The following is a 14,490-nucleotide window of genomic DNA, read 5'->3' as shown; positions in this document are numbered from 1 at the left end:
CGTGCTCCTTCCGGCCCTTGTTCACCAAACGGCAAATCGCACCACCCGTCGGATAATAAACACCCGTTACACCACCCGTCCCAATCGTGATGAACTCCTCAGCATAAGCCGCAGGCGCTAGAAAGGCGGCCGCTGCAAATGCAGTAAGGCTGAGTTTTCCTGAATTCTTCATATCTGTTCTCCCTGTTGTCTTCTTTGGCAGACTTGACGACACCTGAAATCAGCTACTGCGCCAACCCGGCAACGTAAGGTATCTCAATACTTGATTTTTTCCGAAGTCTCCCGACCACTAAGAGGTTTCATTCAGACACTGCACTTGTCAAGTCCAGTGGACAGGAGCTAGGGCACAATTCCCAGTTCTGACAAGCAATCAGAGCTCAATTACCAGCACAAACCAAGCCTGACAGAGCGTACACCGCGCGATATCAAAACGGACCGCGACGGCTCACGAAAATTGGCGAGGCAGTCTTTCGCTGGTGCCAAAAATCCACTAATATTCCGAACTTGGAGCCATGAAGTCAAAAAGGTAGTCACCTTGATCTCGGTTCAATCGACCACGATCTTCTGGTTCAAACACCAGCTTATGCACCTATTTTTGTCGAAATGCTTCAGATTGAATTTGGTTGCATTTCATGCCAGATCACGAGTCTGGTCCTGTGACTGGAAAAGCCGATGCATCTCAGAATTTATCGATGCAAAAAATAAAAAGCAGAGGCACGATGTTAAAAGAAATTTTAAACAAATTTCGTACTGATACCAACGATGCTGACTTTGACAAGCTTTTGCGCGTTAAGCAGAACCACAAACACAAACCTCACCTCATAGAACCTTTCCAAGATACGGAAAGCAGCTCAATCACATTTGCTATTCGGCGTCTATCACGCCAGAATCTCACGATAGATGTCACGACCCAACTCCAAAAGGATCAAATTCAGTTTACCGTCCCAAGAAAATTCAAAATAGAAGGCAATTGCCTCGCTGCTGCGCTCGCTTGTCTTTGCGGCAAAAACTACCAGTTCATTCACTTTGAGTTTCTGGTTTCAGCCGAAGCGCAAGCCCTAATCGCCAAAGGGTGCCAAGCCACAGTTACCGCGTCTGAAGTTTGCCCCCCAAGGCTTGCAGGGAACGGTCATTGTCTAGGGTTTTCGGGCGGAATGGACTCGTTGGCCAGCAAGCACATCGCCCCGGATCGCAACTATGATCTGATCGGGATAGACTTCGGCGGATGGTTTGAACGCGAATACTTGTTTCTAAAAGAATACGATCAGATTACTTCGGTTTGTTCCACGAATTTTCGAAGAAAGAAATATGACCGTAACAGTTGGATCTTTATGGCTGCTCCCATGCTTTTGGTCGCTGACCATTTCGGCTGGGGAAGCGCAGCCTTTGGCACAACTTTGGAATCAAACCCAGAGACCTTGTACGGTTTGGACTGGACGCCTCCTGACCTGCCGATTCTGGAGGCCGGCGGGTTAAAAAATGAGACCTTGCTTTTTGGATGTTCGGAATTTCTTGGTAGTCGTATTGTTTTAGTTAACGAGAAAGAAGCTGTTGAAAACTCACTGGTGTCCTTGGCCGCAATCGGTTCAGAAAAATCATTCAGGAAAGCGCTGGCATTGCATCTGGTAAATAGCCTGATGAAAAACCAACCCACAGATCGCTTTAACATCGCCCCTCCACGTGAAAAGGTTGTTTTGGGTAAAGAATCGTATGTCGACTTTGCCTTTATGGTTTTTGCCAAATTCTGTGATCCGGAGTGGCTGTCACTTGCAGTCGATATCCCTGACGACATCCTGGCCTCGGTGCGTCAGACGAAGCTGGATTGGTTGCTCAAATACCATCCCATCGGCTTGGAAAAGGTCACCGGCCAGGCGCGGAAAGACTTGGAAGCGGGACTTAAGAAAAATCAAATCGAAGTATTTTCGGACAACGACTTGCGCGACTATGAAGCATTCACCGACTTAGTCAGAAACTTGCAATTAAGTGGCTAGAACTACCGAATTCTCAGCCATTTTTAACGAGTCACGTGTGGTGGTGCCCAAGGAGAGACTCGAACTCTCACGCCCGTGAAGGCGGGGGATTTTGAATCCCCTGCGTCTACCATTCCGCCACTTGGGCCACACGCCTTGAAGTATCGTTCAATTCCGGGAAGGTCCAGAGGCAAAAAACACCCAGTGCCCTGTTTGTTTCCGCCCCGGCGGTTGACGGCTTGGTGACCACATGATTTGGCTTGCACGGTCTGAGATTGGGATTTGAGTTTCTTATGTTGCGATCGCTTTATGACTGGACCATTCGCCTGGCCGAACACCCCCATGCGCTGTGGGCTTTGGCCGCCGTCGCCTTCGTCGAAAGCTCGTTTTTTCCGATCCCGCCGGACGTTCTGATGATTCCGATGATCCTGGCGCGCCCGTCGCGGGCTTGGCTGATCGCAACGGTCGCTCTGGTCGCGTCCGTTTTGGGAGGCATGCTCGGCTATGCGATCGGGGCGTTCTTTTACGAAAGCGTTGGGCAGCCGATCCTCGAGGCGATGGGCAAGGCCCATGCTATGGAAGAGTTCAACACGCGCTTCAACGATTTCGGCTTCTGGGCGGTGCTGACCGCTGGCGTCACTCCGCTTCCCTACAAAGTCATCACCATCATGTCGGGCTGGACGGGGATGCCGTTGGGCACGTTCATTGCAACCTCGATTCTGGCCCGCGCGATGCGATTTTTCCTTGTCGCCGGTCTGCTTTGGAAATTCGGAGAGCCGATCCGCGACTTTATTGAAAAACGCCTGGGTTTGATGTTCACTTTGTTCATCATTCTGCTGTTTGGCGGCTTTTTTGTCGTGAAGTACCTATGACGTCCAAAAGATCCTTGATTCTGATCGCCTCAGTCGGGTCAGCGGCGATGCTGCTGGGCGCTTGGGGATTCCAGTATCTGGGTGGGCTTGCCCCTTGCAAGATGTGCATCTGGCAACGGTATCCCCATGGGATTGCTGTGGTTTTGGGAGTGTTCGCTTTTGCCTTTCCGGCTGTCCGCATTCTGCCCGCGTTCGGGGCACTGGCGGCAGCAACGACGGCAGGCATCGGCGCGTTTCATGCCGGGGTTGAGAAAGGCTGGTGGGAGGGCCCCTCGACCTGTACCTCTGGCGATATTGGCGGTCTAACGCCCGAAGAGTTGCTCAATCAGATCATGTCCGCACCATTGGTACGATGCGACGAGATTCCGTGGGAGATGTTCGGGATTTCAATGGCCGGATGGAACGCGCTGATTTCGGCAGCGCTGGTGTTGATCTGGCTGGCGGCGTGGCGCGCGCGCTGAAAGTTACTGCTGATCCAGCTCTGCATCCCAATAAAGGAAGTCGATCCAGCTGTCATGCAGGTGGTTGGGCGGGAACTTCCGGCCAATATTGCGCAACGCCTCGGCATCCGGCTGGCGCGGCGGTTTGTTCAGCGACATACCCGCCTGCCGCAGCGACTTGGACCCCTTGCGCAGATTACACGGGCTGCAGGCCGCGACCACGTTTTGCCAGCTTGTGACCCCTCCGGCGGCCCGAGGGACCACGTGATCAAATGTCAGCTCTCCCCGGCTGCCGCAATACTGGCATTTGAATTCGTCCCGCAGAAATAAATTAAAGCGCGTGAAGGCCACGCGCTTTCTGGGTTTTACATAGTCCTTCAATACAACGACCGAGGGTATTCGGATTTCGGTACTGGGGCTTCGGACCACTTCGTCATATTCCGCGACGATGTCCACCCGATCCAGCCAGGCGGCCTTGATGGCCTCTTGCCACGGCCAGAGGGACAGCGGATAATAGGATAAAGGGCGGTAATCGGCGTTCAGAACCAATGCCGGATGATGCCTGAGCGCACCGGGTTCCCTGACAAATTCGGTCCTGAAGTCTCCGTCCATAACAGAATCGCTCCTCGCTCTGCACTGCCCGTTTTTTGACATCAGAGCGGGAACACCCGCCCCGGCCTTACCTCAACTATATATCGTGTTAAAACTCTGACAAGTCCCGATTTTACACAACATCTCGGGCACTTGTTACGCGCGATCCGTAACGGCCATGTGACAGTTATCCACAGCTTGCGCGGTTGTGATCTGCAGGTTATGGCGGGGACATGTCCTGGTTCATCCGTTTCAACAAACCTTTTGATGTGTTGCCGCAATTCACTGATTGGGCCAACGCGGACACACCGCGCCGCACCCTGTCGGATTTCATCGATCTGCCAGGCGTCTATCCGGCCGGACGGCTGGACCGCGACAGTGAAGGCCTGATGCTGCTGACCGACAACGGCCGCCTGCAGGCGCAGATTTCAGATCCCAAGCACAAGATGCCAAAGACCTATTGGGTTCAGGTCGAAGGTGTTCCCGATGCAGCTGCATTGAAAGCGTTGCGGGACGGGATCGAACTTAAGGACGGCGTGACCCGACCCGCCAAGGCGCGGTTGATGGACGAGCCCACTGATCTTTGGCCCCGCACACCGCCCATACGCGAACGTCAGACCATTCCCGACACCTGGATCGAGCTTACGATCCGTGAGGGGCGCAACCGGCAGGTGCGCCGCATGACGGCGGCGGTGGGGCATCCGACCCTGCGCCTGATCCGCGCCCGCATTGGGGATTGGAACCTCGACGGACTGGCGTCTGGCGATTGGGACAGCCTGCCCGAACCGCAGGTCAACGCGGCACCGCATCGCAAACGGGACCGCCGTCCGCGCAGGTGACAAAAACGGCGAAATGTGATAGGCTTAGGCCATGAAACTTACGCCGGACATCCCTGCCCCAACAGGCATTCTGGAAGCCGCACTTTATGTAGATGACCTGGATGCAGCCGAGCAGTTCTATGGCGCGGTTCTGGCGCTTGAGAAAATCCAGCGTGTGGCGAACCGACATGTCTTTTACCGGGTCGGAAGCTCGGTTCTGTTGTTGTTTGTCGCCGACGAAACGGAAAAACCACCCGGAAATCCGGACCTGCCGGTGCCTCCGCACGGTGCCCGTGGTGCTGGGCATGTGTGTCTGACGATGACGCGTGAACGGATCGACGGTCTGCGCAAGCATCTGCTGGACTGGAACATCCCGGTGGATGCCGAATTTGACTGGCCCAACGGCGCACATTCTCTTTATGTGCGCGATCCGGCCGGGAATTCGGTCGAGTTTGCCGAAGGGCGGTTGTGGAGCTGAACGCCGACCCTAAAGCGGCTGTTTTTCGCCCCCAACCACACGGCAAATATCGCGCGAAACCACGCCAATCTCGGCCAGTGCCGCACGGAACGTCGCCATGTGGGGTGCTTGAAAATGGGCCTCCAGCGCGGCCTGATCAGCCCATTCCTCATAGACACGAAACCGGTTCGGCTGGCCGAGAATCTGACTGAATTCGTAAACCAGACACCCCACCTCTTTGACCGTCTCAGCCACCATGGCCTGCGCCGCTGCGCTGGCCTTTTCCACGCCCTCGGGCGATACCTCAACAGTTCCGGTTACGATCAGCATCAGTCCCCCTTTCTCAGGTCAAAACGTTTGGAAATTCTGTTCATGGGTGTTCCGTCGCGCAGCGGCACCCCGTACGCCACCGAATAATCCTGAAAGCCCATTTTATCATAGTAGCTCAGGCCCATACCGTTATCCGCCCGGATCGTGGCGTTGATGGCGCAGAACCCGAGTGATTTCGCCATTATTACAGTCTTGGAAAACAAGGCCCTGCCCGCGCCTTTCAGCACCGGGTCACGTCGCGTGAATGTTGCGATGTCGGCGCAATCCTCCGGCAGTTTCACATTCGTTCCAAGCCACTGGAACCCGGCAACCTCTCCGTTCGGGTCCAGCGCGACATGGGTGCAGACCTTGTCCGGCCCGTTCAGATAGCTTTGGGCAAACAAAGCCTCGGAAAAGGGGATTTCAAAGGCCGTCGAGCCGCCAATCTCGATGATCTCGTTCAAAATGCGACACGCTGAGGCCACATCCTCTCGCATCATCGGGCGGATGGTGATCACGGCCTAAAGGCTCAGCTTGTCGCGCATGAAAGCCAGCGCGACACTCAGCCCATCAGGCGCAATTCCGTGACCGGTGCCCTTCATGACATGTGCGTAGACCTCTTTGAACTCAGCGGCCTGTAGCGCTTCGGCAGCTTCGGGCAATGATTGTGGCGGTACCACGTCATCTGCGTCACCATGCACCAGCAGCACCGGCATCCGGCTGACAGTTTCATCCGGCAGCAGGTCCGGCTCGAGCAACCGGCCCGAGAAGGCAACGATCCCGGCGACGGGGTCCTCGCGCCGGGGGGCGACGTGCAGGCTCATCATTGTGCCTTGCGAAAAGCCGAACAGAACCACCTGCTCGGGCAGCACATCTTCGTCGACCATCAGCGCGTCGAGAAACGCGTTGAAATCCTCGACGGCCATTTCCATTCCGCGACGCGCCTCTTCCTCGGACGAGCCGTCGATCCAGGGAATCGGGAACCATTGGAAACCGTTGGGCATACCGGGTATTTGCTCGGGCGCGTCCGGGGCGACAAAAAGCGTATCGGGCAGATGTTCGCCCAGGACATCCGCCAATCCCAGCAGATCGGCCCCGTTGGCTCCGTAACCATGCACAAACACAACGACCGAGCGCGTGTCGCCCGAAACCGGCTCTTTTCGGAGCGCATTCAATACTCGAGTCATCTGATCCCTTCTCGTTCCTTGGCTACCCGGTAATAGGCCCACAGCACCCGCGCCGCAACCGAGCGCCAGGGCGACCACGCCTCGGCCATCTGGCGCAATTCCTTGTCGGTCGGTCGCTTGGGCAGGTCATACAAAATACGCGCCGCTTCCTGTAGCGCCAGATCGCCCGGCGCGATCACATCCGCGCGGCCCAGCGAGAACATGGCATAAATCTCGGCCGTCCAAACGCCGATGCCGGGGACCTGAGTCAAAACGGCCACGACCTCTGCATCAGACGCATCGCGCAACGCCTTGTAATCAATACGCGCTTCGGCCAAAGCCCGGGCGTATCGCATCTTCTGTCGGCTTAACCCGACGGCCCGCAAATCCTCATCCGTGGCCCATATGATTTTGCGTGGTCCGGTCAGTTTGGCATCCTTCAGACGCGCCCAGATCGCATTGGCCGAGGCCACGCTGACCTGCTGACTGACGATCGCACTCAGCAATTGTGCGAACCCGTCCGGGCGACGGCGCAGGGGCAAAGGTCCGGTTTGTTCCATCGCATGGGCCATACGCGGACAAGCCTTGGCCAGCCACTCGGCCCCTTCGGACACGCAATCAGGTGTTTCGATGATACGACCGACGGACATGCACGCTTCCCAAAAGTGACGATTATTCGCACGTTAGGCAGATGCACCGGCGATGCAAGCGGCTTGTGTCCGTAGCTGTTCACCGATACCCATTGGCGCATGACGATGACCTCTGCCACACCCGACAACTCTCAGGCCAAACGTAATGTTGCGGTTCTGGTTGCCGCACAGTCCATTCTGGGTGCGCAGCTGCCGATGAAGTTCATCGTCGGCGGATTGGCCGGACAGTCGCTGGCCAGTAACCCTTGCCTGGCGACACTGCCCATCTCGCTGATCGTTCTGGGGTCGATGCTGGCGGCGACGCCGGTTTCGGCGATTATGCAGCGCTGGGGACGTCGCACAGGATTTCTGATCGGAGCTACAGCCGGGGCATGTGGCGGCCTTGTCGGCGCGTACGGCCTTTATCTGGGGTCATTCCCGGTATTCCTGCTGGGAAGCCTGCTGACCGGCATCTATATGAGTGCCCATGGTTTTTATCGTTTCGCAGCCGCCGATACCGCGTCAGATGCGTTCAAACCCAAAGCGATTTCTTACGTGATGGCAGGTGGGCTTGCCGCCGCGATCATTGGGCCGCAGATCGTCAAGCTGACCTCAACCGCTTATGTTATCCCCTTTCTCGGCACCTACCTGGCCGTTATCGCACTGAACGTTCTGGGCGCGGCCCTTTTCTTTTTCCTCGACATTCCGACGCCGGCGCGCCCGACCGAGGATACCCCCAAGGGGCGCACCCGGCTGGAACTGCTCAAGACACCCCGAATTGCCGTCGCGGTTATCTGCGCCATGGTCTCCTATGCGCTGATGAACCTTGTCATGACCTCGACCCCGCTGGCGGTGGTCGGATGCGGCTATACCGCCAATGACGCCGCTGATGTGGTGACGGGCCACGTGCTGGCCATGTATGTGCCCAGCTTTTTCACCGGTCATCTGATCGCGCGTTTCGGGGCCGAGAAGATCGTGGCCATTGGACTGGCCATTCTCGCCGCCGCCGGGGTTGTTGCCCTTCAGGGGATCGAGCTTGAGAACTTCTTTGTCGCCCTGATCCTGCTGGGTGTCGGCTGGAACTTCGGGTTCATCGGCGCCACATCGATGCTGGCCGCCTCGCACGCGGTGCATGAGCGTGGGCGTATGCAGGGTTTGAACGACCTTCTGGTGTTCGGAGGGGTAACCCTCGCCTCGCTGGCTTCGGGCGGACTGATGAATTGTTCCGGCGGTTCCGCGGTCGAGGGGTGGACGGCGGTGAACCTTGCCATGATCCCGCTTCTGACTTTGGCAGGTGGTGCGCTTTTGTGGCTGCTGCTGCGGCCCTCGGACGCGCAAACAGCCTGAGCGGATATCACCAGCGCCCTGTTGCCGCCACGCGCATCAGAGACCATCGACGACGTATCTCACCCTGCGCCAATGCGCCTGCGGCGACCCGCCCGGGCTGTGATAAGGCTTTGCGCAGAACCCATTCGGCCTGCCATCCGGCATACAACGCAGGTCGCGCCGCCGCCGAAACCGATGATCGCTGCGATCGCGCCAGTTCCAGACGGTGCAGCGCATCTTGCGCCAGGCTCTGAACGCCGTCGGGTGTGCCGTCCAACAATGGAACGCGACCGCGCGCCTCAAGATCGGGGATGGCCCGAAACCAGTTGGCAACCCCCACGGCATAGCCGTAATCCCGCACCACCGCCTCTTCGGCCTCGCCCAGCGATTGCGCCGAGGCGACCATCAACGTCCCGGCACTTTGATCAATGTAGGCGTCAAAGTGCTCTCGGTCTTCAAACGGGTCCTTATAGATATCCCAGCGCCTTACGGCGATATATTCATCCATCTGTGCCGCAAGATGCGGAGAAAGGATCCGTGACAGTGGCGTGACAACCTCGTGCCGTCGCACCGTCGGACCTTCGGCGATCTCTTGCAAGGCATCCCGCCACCACTGCAGGCGCATTTCAGCAATCATCGTCTCTTGGGTCACCCAAGGTGCCCGCGCCACTTCGACGTTGAGCGCATAGATCGGGAACAACACTGCGCGCGCGCTCACCGGTGCCGCCATAACCGCCATGAACCGGTCAGGATCGGCGCGATGCACCAGCGCGGCGCAGGCCTTGACGTCCTCGTCGAACTGCACCTTATTCAGCCGCTTCACTGCGCGGCACGCAGTCACGCACCAGTTTCCACTGAATCGCATCCAGCAGCGCCTCGAAGGACGCGTCCACTATGTTGGCGCTGACGCCCACCGTGGACCATCGACGGCCCTGCCCATCTTCGCTGTCGATGATCACACGTGTTACGGCCTCGGTCCCGCCCTGCGTGATCCGCACCTTGAAATCCACCAGATGCATATCGTCCAAGATCGGAGAATACTGCCCCAGATCCTTGGACAGAGCCTTGGCCAACGCATTCACCGGCCCCCGGTCACTGCCTTCCCCGTCCAGCGATTCACTGACGGACAGTTTCTTTTCACCGTCCACTTTCACGACCACGACGGCCTCGGACAGACTGACCATCCTGTTGTATTTGTTCTTCCGCCGTTCGACGGTCACCTTATAGCGCTTCACCTCGAAAAAGGCGGGCAGTTGCCCCAGTTCATCCCGGGCCAGCAGCTCGAAACTCGCTTGTGCGGTGTCATAGGAATAGCCTTCGGCCTCGCGCAGTTTGATCCGTTCCAGAATGCGACCCAACGCCGGATCACCAGCCTCGACCGCCAGACCCGCATCGGTCAGCCGCTTACGCAGGTTGGATTGCCCGGCCTGGTTGGACATCGGAATGATCCGGGCGTTGCCCACACTGCCGGGATCCACATGTTCGTAGGTCGAAGGGTCCTTGAGGATTGCACTGGCATGCAGTCCTGCCTTATGGGCAAACGCTGACGCCCCGACATAGGCCGATTGCTTACTTGGCACGCGGTTGAGGATATCGTCCAGCATCCGGCTGATCTGTGTCAGACCCTCCAGCGCTTCGACGGTCACACCAATGTCAAACTGACCGGCATATGGATCCTTCAGCAGCAATGTCGGGATCAGCGAGGTCAGATTGGCGTTGCCACAGCGTTCTCCCAATCCGTTCAGAGTGCCCTGCACCTGCCGCGCACCCGCGTCCACAGCAGCCAGTGAACAGGCAACCGCGTTTTCAGTGTCATTATGCGTATGAATGCCCAGACGGTCGCCCGGCAGCCCGGCTGCAATAACCTCGGACACGATCCGTCCCACTTCGGCAGGCAGCGCGCCGCCATTGGTGTCACACAAAACCACCCAACGCGCACCCGCGTACAGCGCCGCGCGACACACCTGTACCGCGTATTCCGGGTTGTCTTTGTAGCCGTCAAAGAAATGCTCGGCATCGAAAAGCGCCTCGCGCCCCTGCGCCACGATATGCGCGACCGAGGCGCGGACGTTCTCGACATTCTCCTCCAGCGAAACACCAAGCGCATGGGTGACATGATAATCATGCGACTTGCCAACCAGACACACCGCTGGCGTGCCGGCGTTCATTACCGCGGCCAGAACATCGTCATTTTCGGCTGACCGGCCAGAGCGCTTTGTCATTCCGAAAGCGGTCAAAACCGCTGAAGTCTTTGGGGTAACGTCGAAAAACGCGCTGTCCGTGGGGTTGGCGCCCGGCCATCCGCCCTCGATATAGTCCACCCCCAAAGCATCCAGCGCCTGCGCGATCTGAACTTTTTCCGCCGTCGAGAATTGCACACCCTGCGTTTGCTGGCCGTCCCGCAACGTGGTGTCATAAAGATAGAGGCGTTCTTTGGTCATGTGACACCCTCCAGCTTGGCCGCGTCGAACCCGGCACCAGGAACCAGTTCAACACCGTCCTTGCTCATGCGCACTTCAAGACCGGCCTCAACAAAGGCGGCTTTCAAACGGTCAACTTCGGAGAAATCCTTGCTTTGCATCGCATCGGCACGGGCGGCCGCCAGCCGGGCCGCAAAAGCGGACAGATCAGAAGACCCTGCATCGGCCCAGCCCCCCATGTCATCGGACAACAAACCAAGAACCCGGGCACTTGCCAGCAACCCAGCCGCATCTCCATCCGCCGCAAGCCGGTGGAGTTCCGCAATGGCACCGGCAGTGTTCAGATCATCCGCCAGCGCGCCGATCACCGCAGGTGCCGCGCTGGCGGCGGGCTCGATGCCCGCTGTCAGCGCCCGCCACTTGCGCAATGTCGCTTCGGCCTCACGCGCCTTCTTCTCTGTCCAGTCCATCGGCTTGCGATAATGGGTTTGTAGGAACACGAAACGGATCACCTCACCCGGTACACCTTTGTCCAACAGATCATGAACGGTAAAGAAATTGCCCAGCGACTTGGACATCTTCTTGCCTTCGACTTGCAGCATCTCATTATGCAGCCAGACCCTTGCGAACTCACCATGCGGATGCGCGCAGCGGCTCTGGGCGATCTCGTTCTCATGATGCGGGAACATCAGATCGTTGCCGCCGCCATGAATGTCAAAGCTCTCGCCCAGCAGCTCATAGCTCATGGCCGAGCATTCAATATGCCAGCCCGGACGCCCCCGCCCCCAAGGGCTGTCCCAGCCCGGCAACTCATCGGTCGATGGCTTCCAAAGCACGAAATCCATCGGGTTTTTCTTGTACGGCGCCACCTCGACCCGCGCGCCGGCAATCATGTCATCGACCGACCGACCCGACAGCTTGCCGTATTCGTCTTTCCAGCTGTCCACAGCGAACAGAACATGACCCTCGGCGGCATAAGCGTGTGATTTTAAGATCAAGTCCTCGATCATCGCGATCATCTGCGCGATATACTGCGTCGCACGCGGCATCTGGTCGGGCTCCATCGCCCCAAGCGCGCCCATGTCATGCAGATACCAGCCGATGGTCTCATCCGAGCGCTCTTTTACCAGCTGCTCCAGCGACCCTGCTGCACCGGCCTGTTTTCGCGCCAATGCGGTTGCATTGATCTTGTCATCGACATCCGTGAAATTGCGTACATACGTTACGTGATTAGCGCCATAAACATGGCGTAACAAACGATAAAGCACATCAAACACCACCACCGGACGCGCATTGCCCAGATGGGCACGGTCATAAACCGTTGGCCCGCAGACATACATCCGCACATTATCGGGATCGATCGGCACGAAATCCTCTTTCGTCCGTGTCCGAGTGTTGTGCAGTTTGATCGTCGTCATCGGTTCAGCTCCAAAAAACAGCAAGCGCGGTCGCGTTGGCGCGGGCTTAGCAACTTGTCTCAGAGATGAAAACGAAAGAAACCGGCCCGCTTGAGAATTCAGCAGGAAATGCAGCAGATAATGATGCAGGTCATCCGGTTCATGCGCTGTTGATAACATCGGATGCCACCCGAGCCAAGGTTTCATTTGCCCATCCCTTGACGACCCTTTGTTGTGATTGACAAACCCGTCCGCCTCTGCCCCATTCCCCAAACGCAGGCTACGGAGACGGCCATGAAATTGTCGCATCGCATCACACATCTGACCGAGGGCGGCTCGGATGGTTGGGGTGTGTTCTACCGTGCCCGGCGTTTGGTCGCAGAGGGTCACGCCATCACCGAATTGACTATCGGAGAACACGATATCGGCACGGATGCCTCGATCCTGAAGGCGATGGATGCCTCGGCTCGCGATGGGCATACCGGATATGCAATGGTGCCCGGAACCGATCTGTTGCGCGACACGGTAGCGGCGCGGGTGCAACTGCGGACCGGGGTAAAGACAACACGAGACAATGTTCTGATCACGCCTGGTGGACAAGCCGCGCTGTTCGCGTCTCATATGGCGGTTTGTAATCCAGGCGATATTGGTCTCTATCTGGCCCCCTATTATGCCACCTACCCCGGCACCATCCGTGGCGCGGGTGCTGTCGCCAAAGAGATCCAGCTGCGGGCCGAGGATGCGTTTCAGCCCCGCGCGGCAGATATCGATGCCGTCGCTGAAGGCGCAGCATCGCTGCTGATCAACAGCCCGAATAACCCTACTGGCGTGATCTACTCTCAGGACACATTGAACGACATCGCCCAAGTCTGCCGCGCCCGCGACCTTTGGCTGATTTCGGACGAAGTCTATGACACACAGGTCTGGGAAGGCCGCCATATCTCGCCCCGGGCCCTGCCGGATATGATCGACCGGACGCTGGTGGTCGGGTCGATGTCGAAATCCCACGCAATGACCGGATCGCGTTGCGGCTGGATCGTCGGACCGGAAGAGGTCGTTGCCCATCTGATCAATCTGGCCACCCATACCACTTACGGGGTGCCCGGATTTATTCAGGATGCCGCAAGCTATGCTCTCGCCGCCGGGCCAACCTTGGAAGCCGAAATTTCTGAACCGTTCCGCCGTCGGCGGGCTCTGGCGCTGAATGTTCTAAAGAGCCAACAAACCGTTGGCGTCATCCCCGCACAGGGCGCGATGTATCTGATGCTTGATATTCGCGCTACAGGGCTCAGCGGCGAGGCTTTTGCCGATGCGCTGCTGGACACGCATGCCATTGCGGTCATGCCTGGTGAAAGCTTTGGTGCAGCGGCGGCAGGACATATAAGGATCGCCATGACTGTTGCGGACGAAAAGTTTGAGGCCGCATTGCGCACGGTTTGCGATTTTGCCGCAAAATTGGCTACGCAGCGCGCTGCGGAGTAGGTTGATTCAGAATCGGAAGGTTGTGCGCAGGTTGAACACGTTTGTATCCAGCCCGCCGCCGGAATCCGGCAGATCATCAAAATCCTGGCGCAATGCCTCGCCACTGATCACGAACCGATCCCCCAGAGGGTAGGCCACGCCGATCCCGTAAACCGCCGCCGTATCATTGTCGCCCGAGGTCTCGGCCCGCGATGTACCGACAACCACATATCCAAGCGCCGAGCCAAAATCATAGCCGCCTTTGATTTTCACGCGCGACATGCTGTCCAGACTGCCTTCGCCACGACCCAGATCAAGGTTAAGGCGATTATATTCCAACTCACCCCCCAGAACGAAATTGCCGAAGTCATAGTCGTAACCGATGAGCGGTCCAAAGCTGAGGTCGCCACCGCCCGAGCCTGACGGGCCGTCGGCATCCGCATAACCCAGGCTGAATCCGGCATAGGCCCCAGTCCAGTCTTCTGACAATGCAGGACCGGCCCCTGCTATCAGAACTGCGACCCATATGGCCTTAAGTGCCTTCATGTAGACCCCCACATACAAAACCCCAGTCCGCAGAACCGGCGCGAGCCCCTTTCAAATTGGTTCGGGCGCAATGAAATCAACATTAACT

16 protein-coding genes and 1 tRNA gene are annotated in these 14,490 nt (G+C 57.7%); 7 read left to right on the top strand and 10 right to left on the bottom strand.

Annotation, left to right across the window (positions count from 1 at the left end; translation table 11 throughout):
* Positions 1–632: 632 nt before the first annotated feature.
* Positions 633–1,991, top strand: a complete 1,359-nt coding sequence (locus tag ACR0K4_RS02705) for a hypothetical protein (RefSeq protein ID WP_480852701.1) — start codon at positions 633–635, stop codon at positions 1,989–1,991.
* Positions 1,992–2,032: 41 nt separating this feature from the next.
* On the opposite strand, the gene ACR0K4_RS02700 is transcribed toward ACR0K4_RS02705, so the two are convergent.
* Positions 2,033–2,118: transfer RNA gene (locus ACR0K4_RS02700), tRNA-Leu, on the bottom strand.
* Between the two features lie 145 nt (positions 2,119–2,263).
* Between ACR0K4_RS02700 and ACR0K4_RS02695 the strand changes: the two genes are divergently transcribed.
* Positions 2,264–2,842, top strand: coding sequence for a YqaA family protein (locus tag ACR0K4_RS02695; RefSeq protein ID WP_480852700.1), 579 nt, complete (start codon positions 2,264–2,266; stop codon positions 2,840–2,842).
* Positions 2,839–3,303: a disulfide bond formation protein B gene (locus tag ACR0K4_RS02690; protein ID WP_480852699.1), complete on the top strand. Its 465-nt coding sequence runs from the start codon at positions 2,839–2,841 to the stop codon at positions 3,301–3,303. The genes ACR0K4_RS02695 and ACR0K4_RS02690 overlap by 4 nt, the downstream gene beginning before the upstream one ends.
* A gap of 3 nt (positions 3,304–3,306) precedes the next feature.
* Here ACR0K4_RS02690 and ACR0K4_RS02685 read toward each other — a convergent pair whose 3' ends face one another.
* On the bottom strand, positions 3,307–3,894 hold the full coding sequence (locus ACR0K4_RS02685; RefSeq protein ID WP_170653521.1) for an HNH endonuclease: 588 nt from the start codon (positions 3,892–3,894) through the stop codon (positions 3,307–3,309).
* Positions 3,895–4,106: 212 nt separating this feature from the next.
* Between ACR0K4_RS02685 and ACR0K4_RS02680 the strand changes: the two genes are divergently transcribed.
* Positions 4,107–4,712 carry a pseudouridine synthase gene (locus tag ACR0K4_RS02680; RefSeq protein ID WP_480852698.1) on the top strand — a complete coding sequence of 202 codons (606 nt, stop codon included), beginning with the start codon at positions 4,107–4,109 and terminating at the stop codon, positions 4,710–4,712.
* A gap of 31 nt (positions 4,713–4,743) precedes the next feature.
* Positions 4,744–5,169, top strand: coding sequence for a VOC family protein (locus ACR0K4_RS02675; protein WP_480852696.1), 426 nt, complete (start codon positions 4,744–4,746; stop codon positions 5,167–5,169).
* Between the two features lie 9 nt (positions 5,170–5,178).
* Here the strand turns inward: ACR0K4_RS02675 and ACR0K4_RS02670 are convergent, their stop codons facing one another.
* The 4 genes from ACR0K4_RS02670 to ACR0K4_RS02655 are packed head-to-tail and all read right to left on the bottom strand — an operon-like array spanning position 5,179 to position 7,273.
* Entirely contained in the window at positions 5,179–5,478 is a 300-nt protein-coding gene (locus tag ACR0K4_RS02670) for a putative quinol monooxygenase (RefSeq protein WP_480852695.1), read from the bottom strand.
* On the bottom strand, positions 5,478–5,975 hold the full coding sequence (locus tag ACR0K4_RS02665) for an N-acetyltransferase family protein (protein WP_480852694.1): 498 nt from the start codon (positions 5,973–5,975) through the stop codon (positions 5,478–5,480). Before ACR0K4_RS02665 ends, ACR0K4_RS02670 begins: the two co-directional genes overlap by 1 nt.
* Before the next feature lie 3 nt (positions 5,976–5,978).
* Positions 5,979–6,644 (bottom strand): alpha/beta hydrolase, encoded by a 666-nt coding sequence (locus ACR0K4_RS02660; protein WP_480514989.1) that lies wholly within the window; start codon positions 6,642–6,644, stop codon positions 5,979–5,981.
* Entirely contained in the window at positions 6,641–7,273 is a 633-nt protein-coding gene (locus tag ACR0K4_RS02655; protein ID WP_480852693.1) for a DNA-3-methyladenine glycosylase family protein, read from the bottom strand. The genes ACR0K4_RS02660 and ACR0K4_RS02655 overlap by 4 nt, the downstream gene beginning before the upstream one ends.
* Before the next feature lie 99 nt (positions 7,274–7,372).
* Between ACR0K4_RS02655 and ACR0K4_RS02650 the strand changes: the two genes are divergently transcribed.
* Positions 7,373–8,599 (top strand): MFS transporter, encoded by a 1,227-nt coding sequence (locus ACR0K4_RS02650; protein ID WP_480852692.1) that lies wholly within the window; start codon positions 7,373–7,375, stop codon positions 8,597–8,599.
* A gap of 7 nt (positions 8,600–8,606) precedes the next feature.
* Here the strand turns inward: ACR0K4_RS02650 and ACR0K4_RS02645 are convergent, their stop codons facing one another.
* The 3 genes from ACR0K4_RS02645 to cysS are packed head-to-tail and all read right to left on the bottom strand — an operon-like array spanning position 8,607 to position 12,416.
* Positions 8,607–9,383, bottom strand: a complete 777-nt coding sequence (locus ACR0K4_RS02645; RefSeq protein WP_480852715.1) for a squalene/phytoene synthase family protein — start codon at positions 9,381–9,383, stop codon at positions 8,607–8,609.
* A gap of 1 nt (position 9,384) precedes the next feature.
* Complete coding sequence (gene cimA, locus ACR0K4_RS02640) at positions 9,385–11,019, bottom strand: citramalate synthase (protein ID WP_480852691.1); 1,635 nt, start codon at positions 11,017–11,019, stop codon at positions 9,385–9,387.
* Positions 11,016–12,416, bottom strand: a complete 1,401-nt coding sequence (gene cysS / locus ACR0K4_RS02635; protein WP_480852690.1) for a cysteine--tRNA ligase — start codon at positions 12,414–12,416, stop codon at positions 11,016–11,018. The genes cimA and cysS overlap by 4 nt, the downstream gene beginning before the upstream one ends.
* A gap of 273 nt (positions 12,417–12,689) precedes the next feature.
* On the opposite strand from cysS, the gene ACR0K4_RS02630 reads away from it, so the two are divergent.
* On the top strand, positions 12,690–13,877 hold the full coding sequence (locus tag ACR0K4_RS02630) for a pyridoxal phosphate-dependent aminotransferase (protein ID WP_480852689.1): 1,188 nt from the start codon (positions 12,690–12,692) through the stop codon (positions 13,875–13,877).
* Between the two features lie 6 nt (positions 13,878–13,883).
* Here the strand turns inward: ACR0K4_RS02630 and ACR0K4_RS02625 are convergent, their stop codons facing one another.
* Positions 13,884–14,402, bottom strand: coding sequence for an outer membrane protein (locus ACR0K4_RS02625; RefSeq protein ID WP_480514998.1), 519 nt, complete (start codon positions 14,400–14,402; stop codon positions 13,884–13,886).
* Positions 14,403–14,490 lie beyond the last annotated feature (88 nt).

The sequence above is a fragment of the Ruegeria sp. K11 genome (assembly GCF_056531905.1).
This window is presented reverse-complemented; position numbering and strand designations above follow the sequence as displayed.

Excerpts from the sequence above, each read along its gene's own strand:
- ACR0K4_RS02705 (WP_480852701.1), top strand. The coding sequence starts at position 633 with ATGCCAGATCACGAGTCTGGTCCTGTGACTGGAAAAGCCGATGCATCT.
- ACR0K4_RS02695 (WP_480852700.1), top strand. The coding sequence starts at position 2,264 with ATGTTGCGATCGCTTTATGACTGGACCATTCGCCTGGCCGAACACCCC.
- ACR0K4_RS02690 (WP_480852699.1), top strand. The coding sequence starts at position 2,839 with ATGACGTCCAAAAGATCCTTGATTCTGATCGCCTCAGTCGGGTCAGCG.
- ACR0K4_RS02685 (WP_170653521.1), bottom strand. The coding sequence starts at position 3,894 with ATGGACGGAGACTTCAGGACCGAATTTGTCAGGGAACCCGGTGCGCTC.
- ACR0K4_RS02680 (WP_480852698.1), top strand. The coding sequence starts at position 4,107 with ATGTCCTGGTTCATCCGTTTCAACAAACCTTTTGATGTGTTGCCGCAA.
- ACR0K4_RS02675 (WP_480852696.1), top strand. The coding sequence starts at position 4,744 with ATGAAACTTACGCCGGACATCCCTGCCCCAACAGGCATTCTGGAAGCC.
- ACR0K4_RS02670 (WP_480852695.1), bottom strand. The coding sequence starts at position 5,478 with ATGCTGATCGTAACCGGAACTGTTGAGGTATCGCCCGAGGGCGTGGAA.
- ACR0K4_RS02660 (WP_480514989.1), bottom strand. The coding sequence starts at position 6,644 with ATGACTCGAGTATTGAATGCGCTCCGAAAAGAGCCGGTTTCGGGCGAC.
- ACR0K4_RS02655 (WP_480852693.1), bottom strand. The coding sequence starts at position 7,273 with ATGTCCGTCGGTCGTATCATCGAAACACCTGATTGCGTGTCCGAAGGG.
- ACR0K4_RS02650 (WP_480852692.1), top strand. The coding sequence starts at position 7,373 with ATGACGATGACCTCTGCCACACCCGACAACTCTCAGGCCAAACGTAAT.
- cimA (WP_480852691.1), bottom strand. The coding sequence starts at position 11,019 with ATGACCAAAGAACGCCTCTATCTTTATGACACCACGTTGCGGGACGGC.
- cysS (WP_480852690.1), bottom strand. The coding sequence starts at position 12,416 with ATGACGACGATCAAACTGCACAACACTCGGACACGGACGAAAGAGGAT.
- ACR0K4_RS02630 (WP_480852689.1), top strand. The coding sequence starts at position 12,690 with ATGAAATTGTCGCATCGCATCACACATCTGACCGAGGGCGGCTCGGAT.
- ACR0K4_RS02625 (WP_480514998.1), bottom strand. The coding sequence starts at position 14,402 with ATGAAGGCACTTAAGGCCATATGGGTCGCAGTTCTGATAGCAGGGGCC.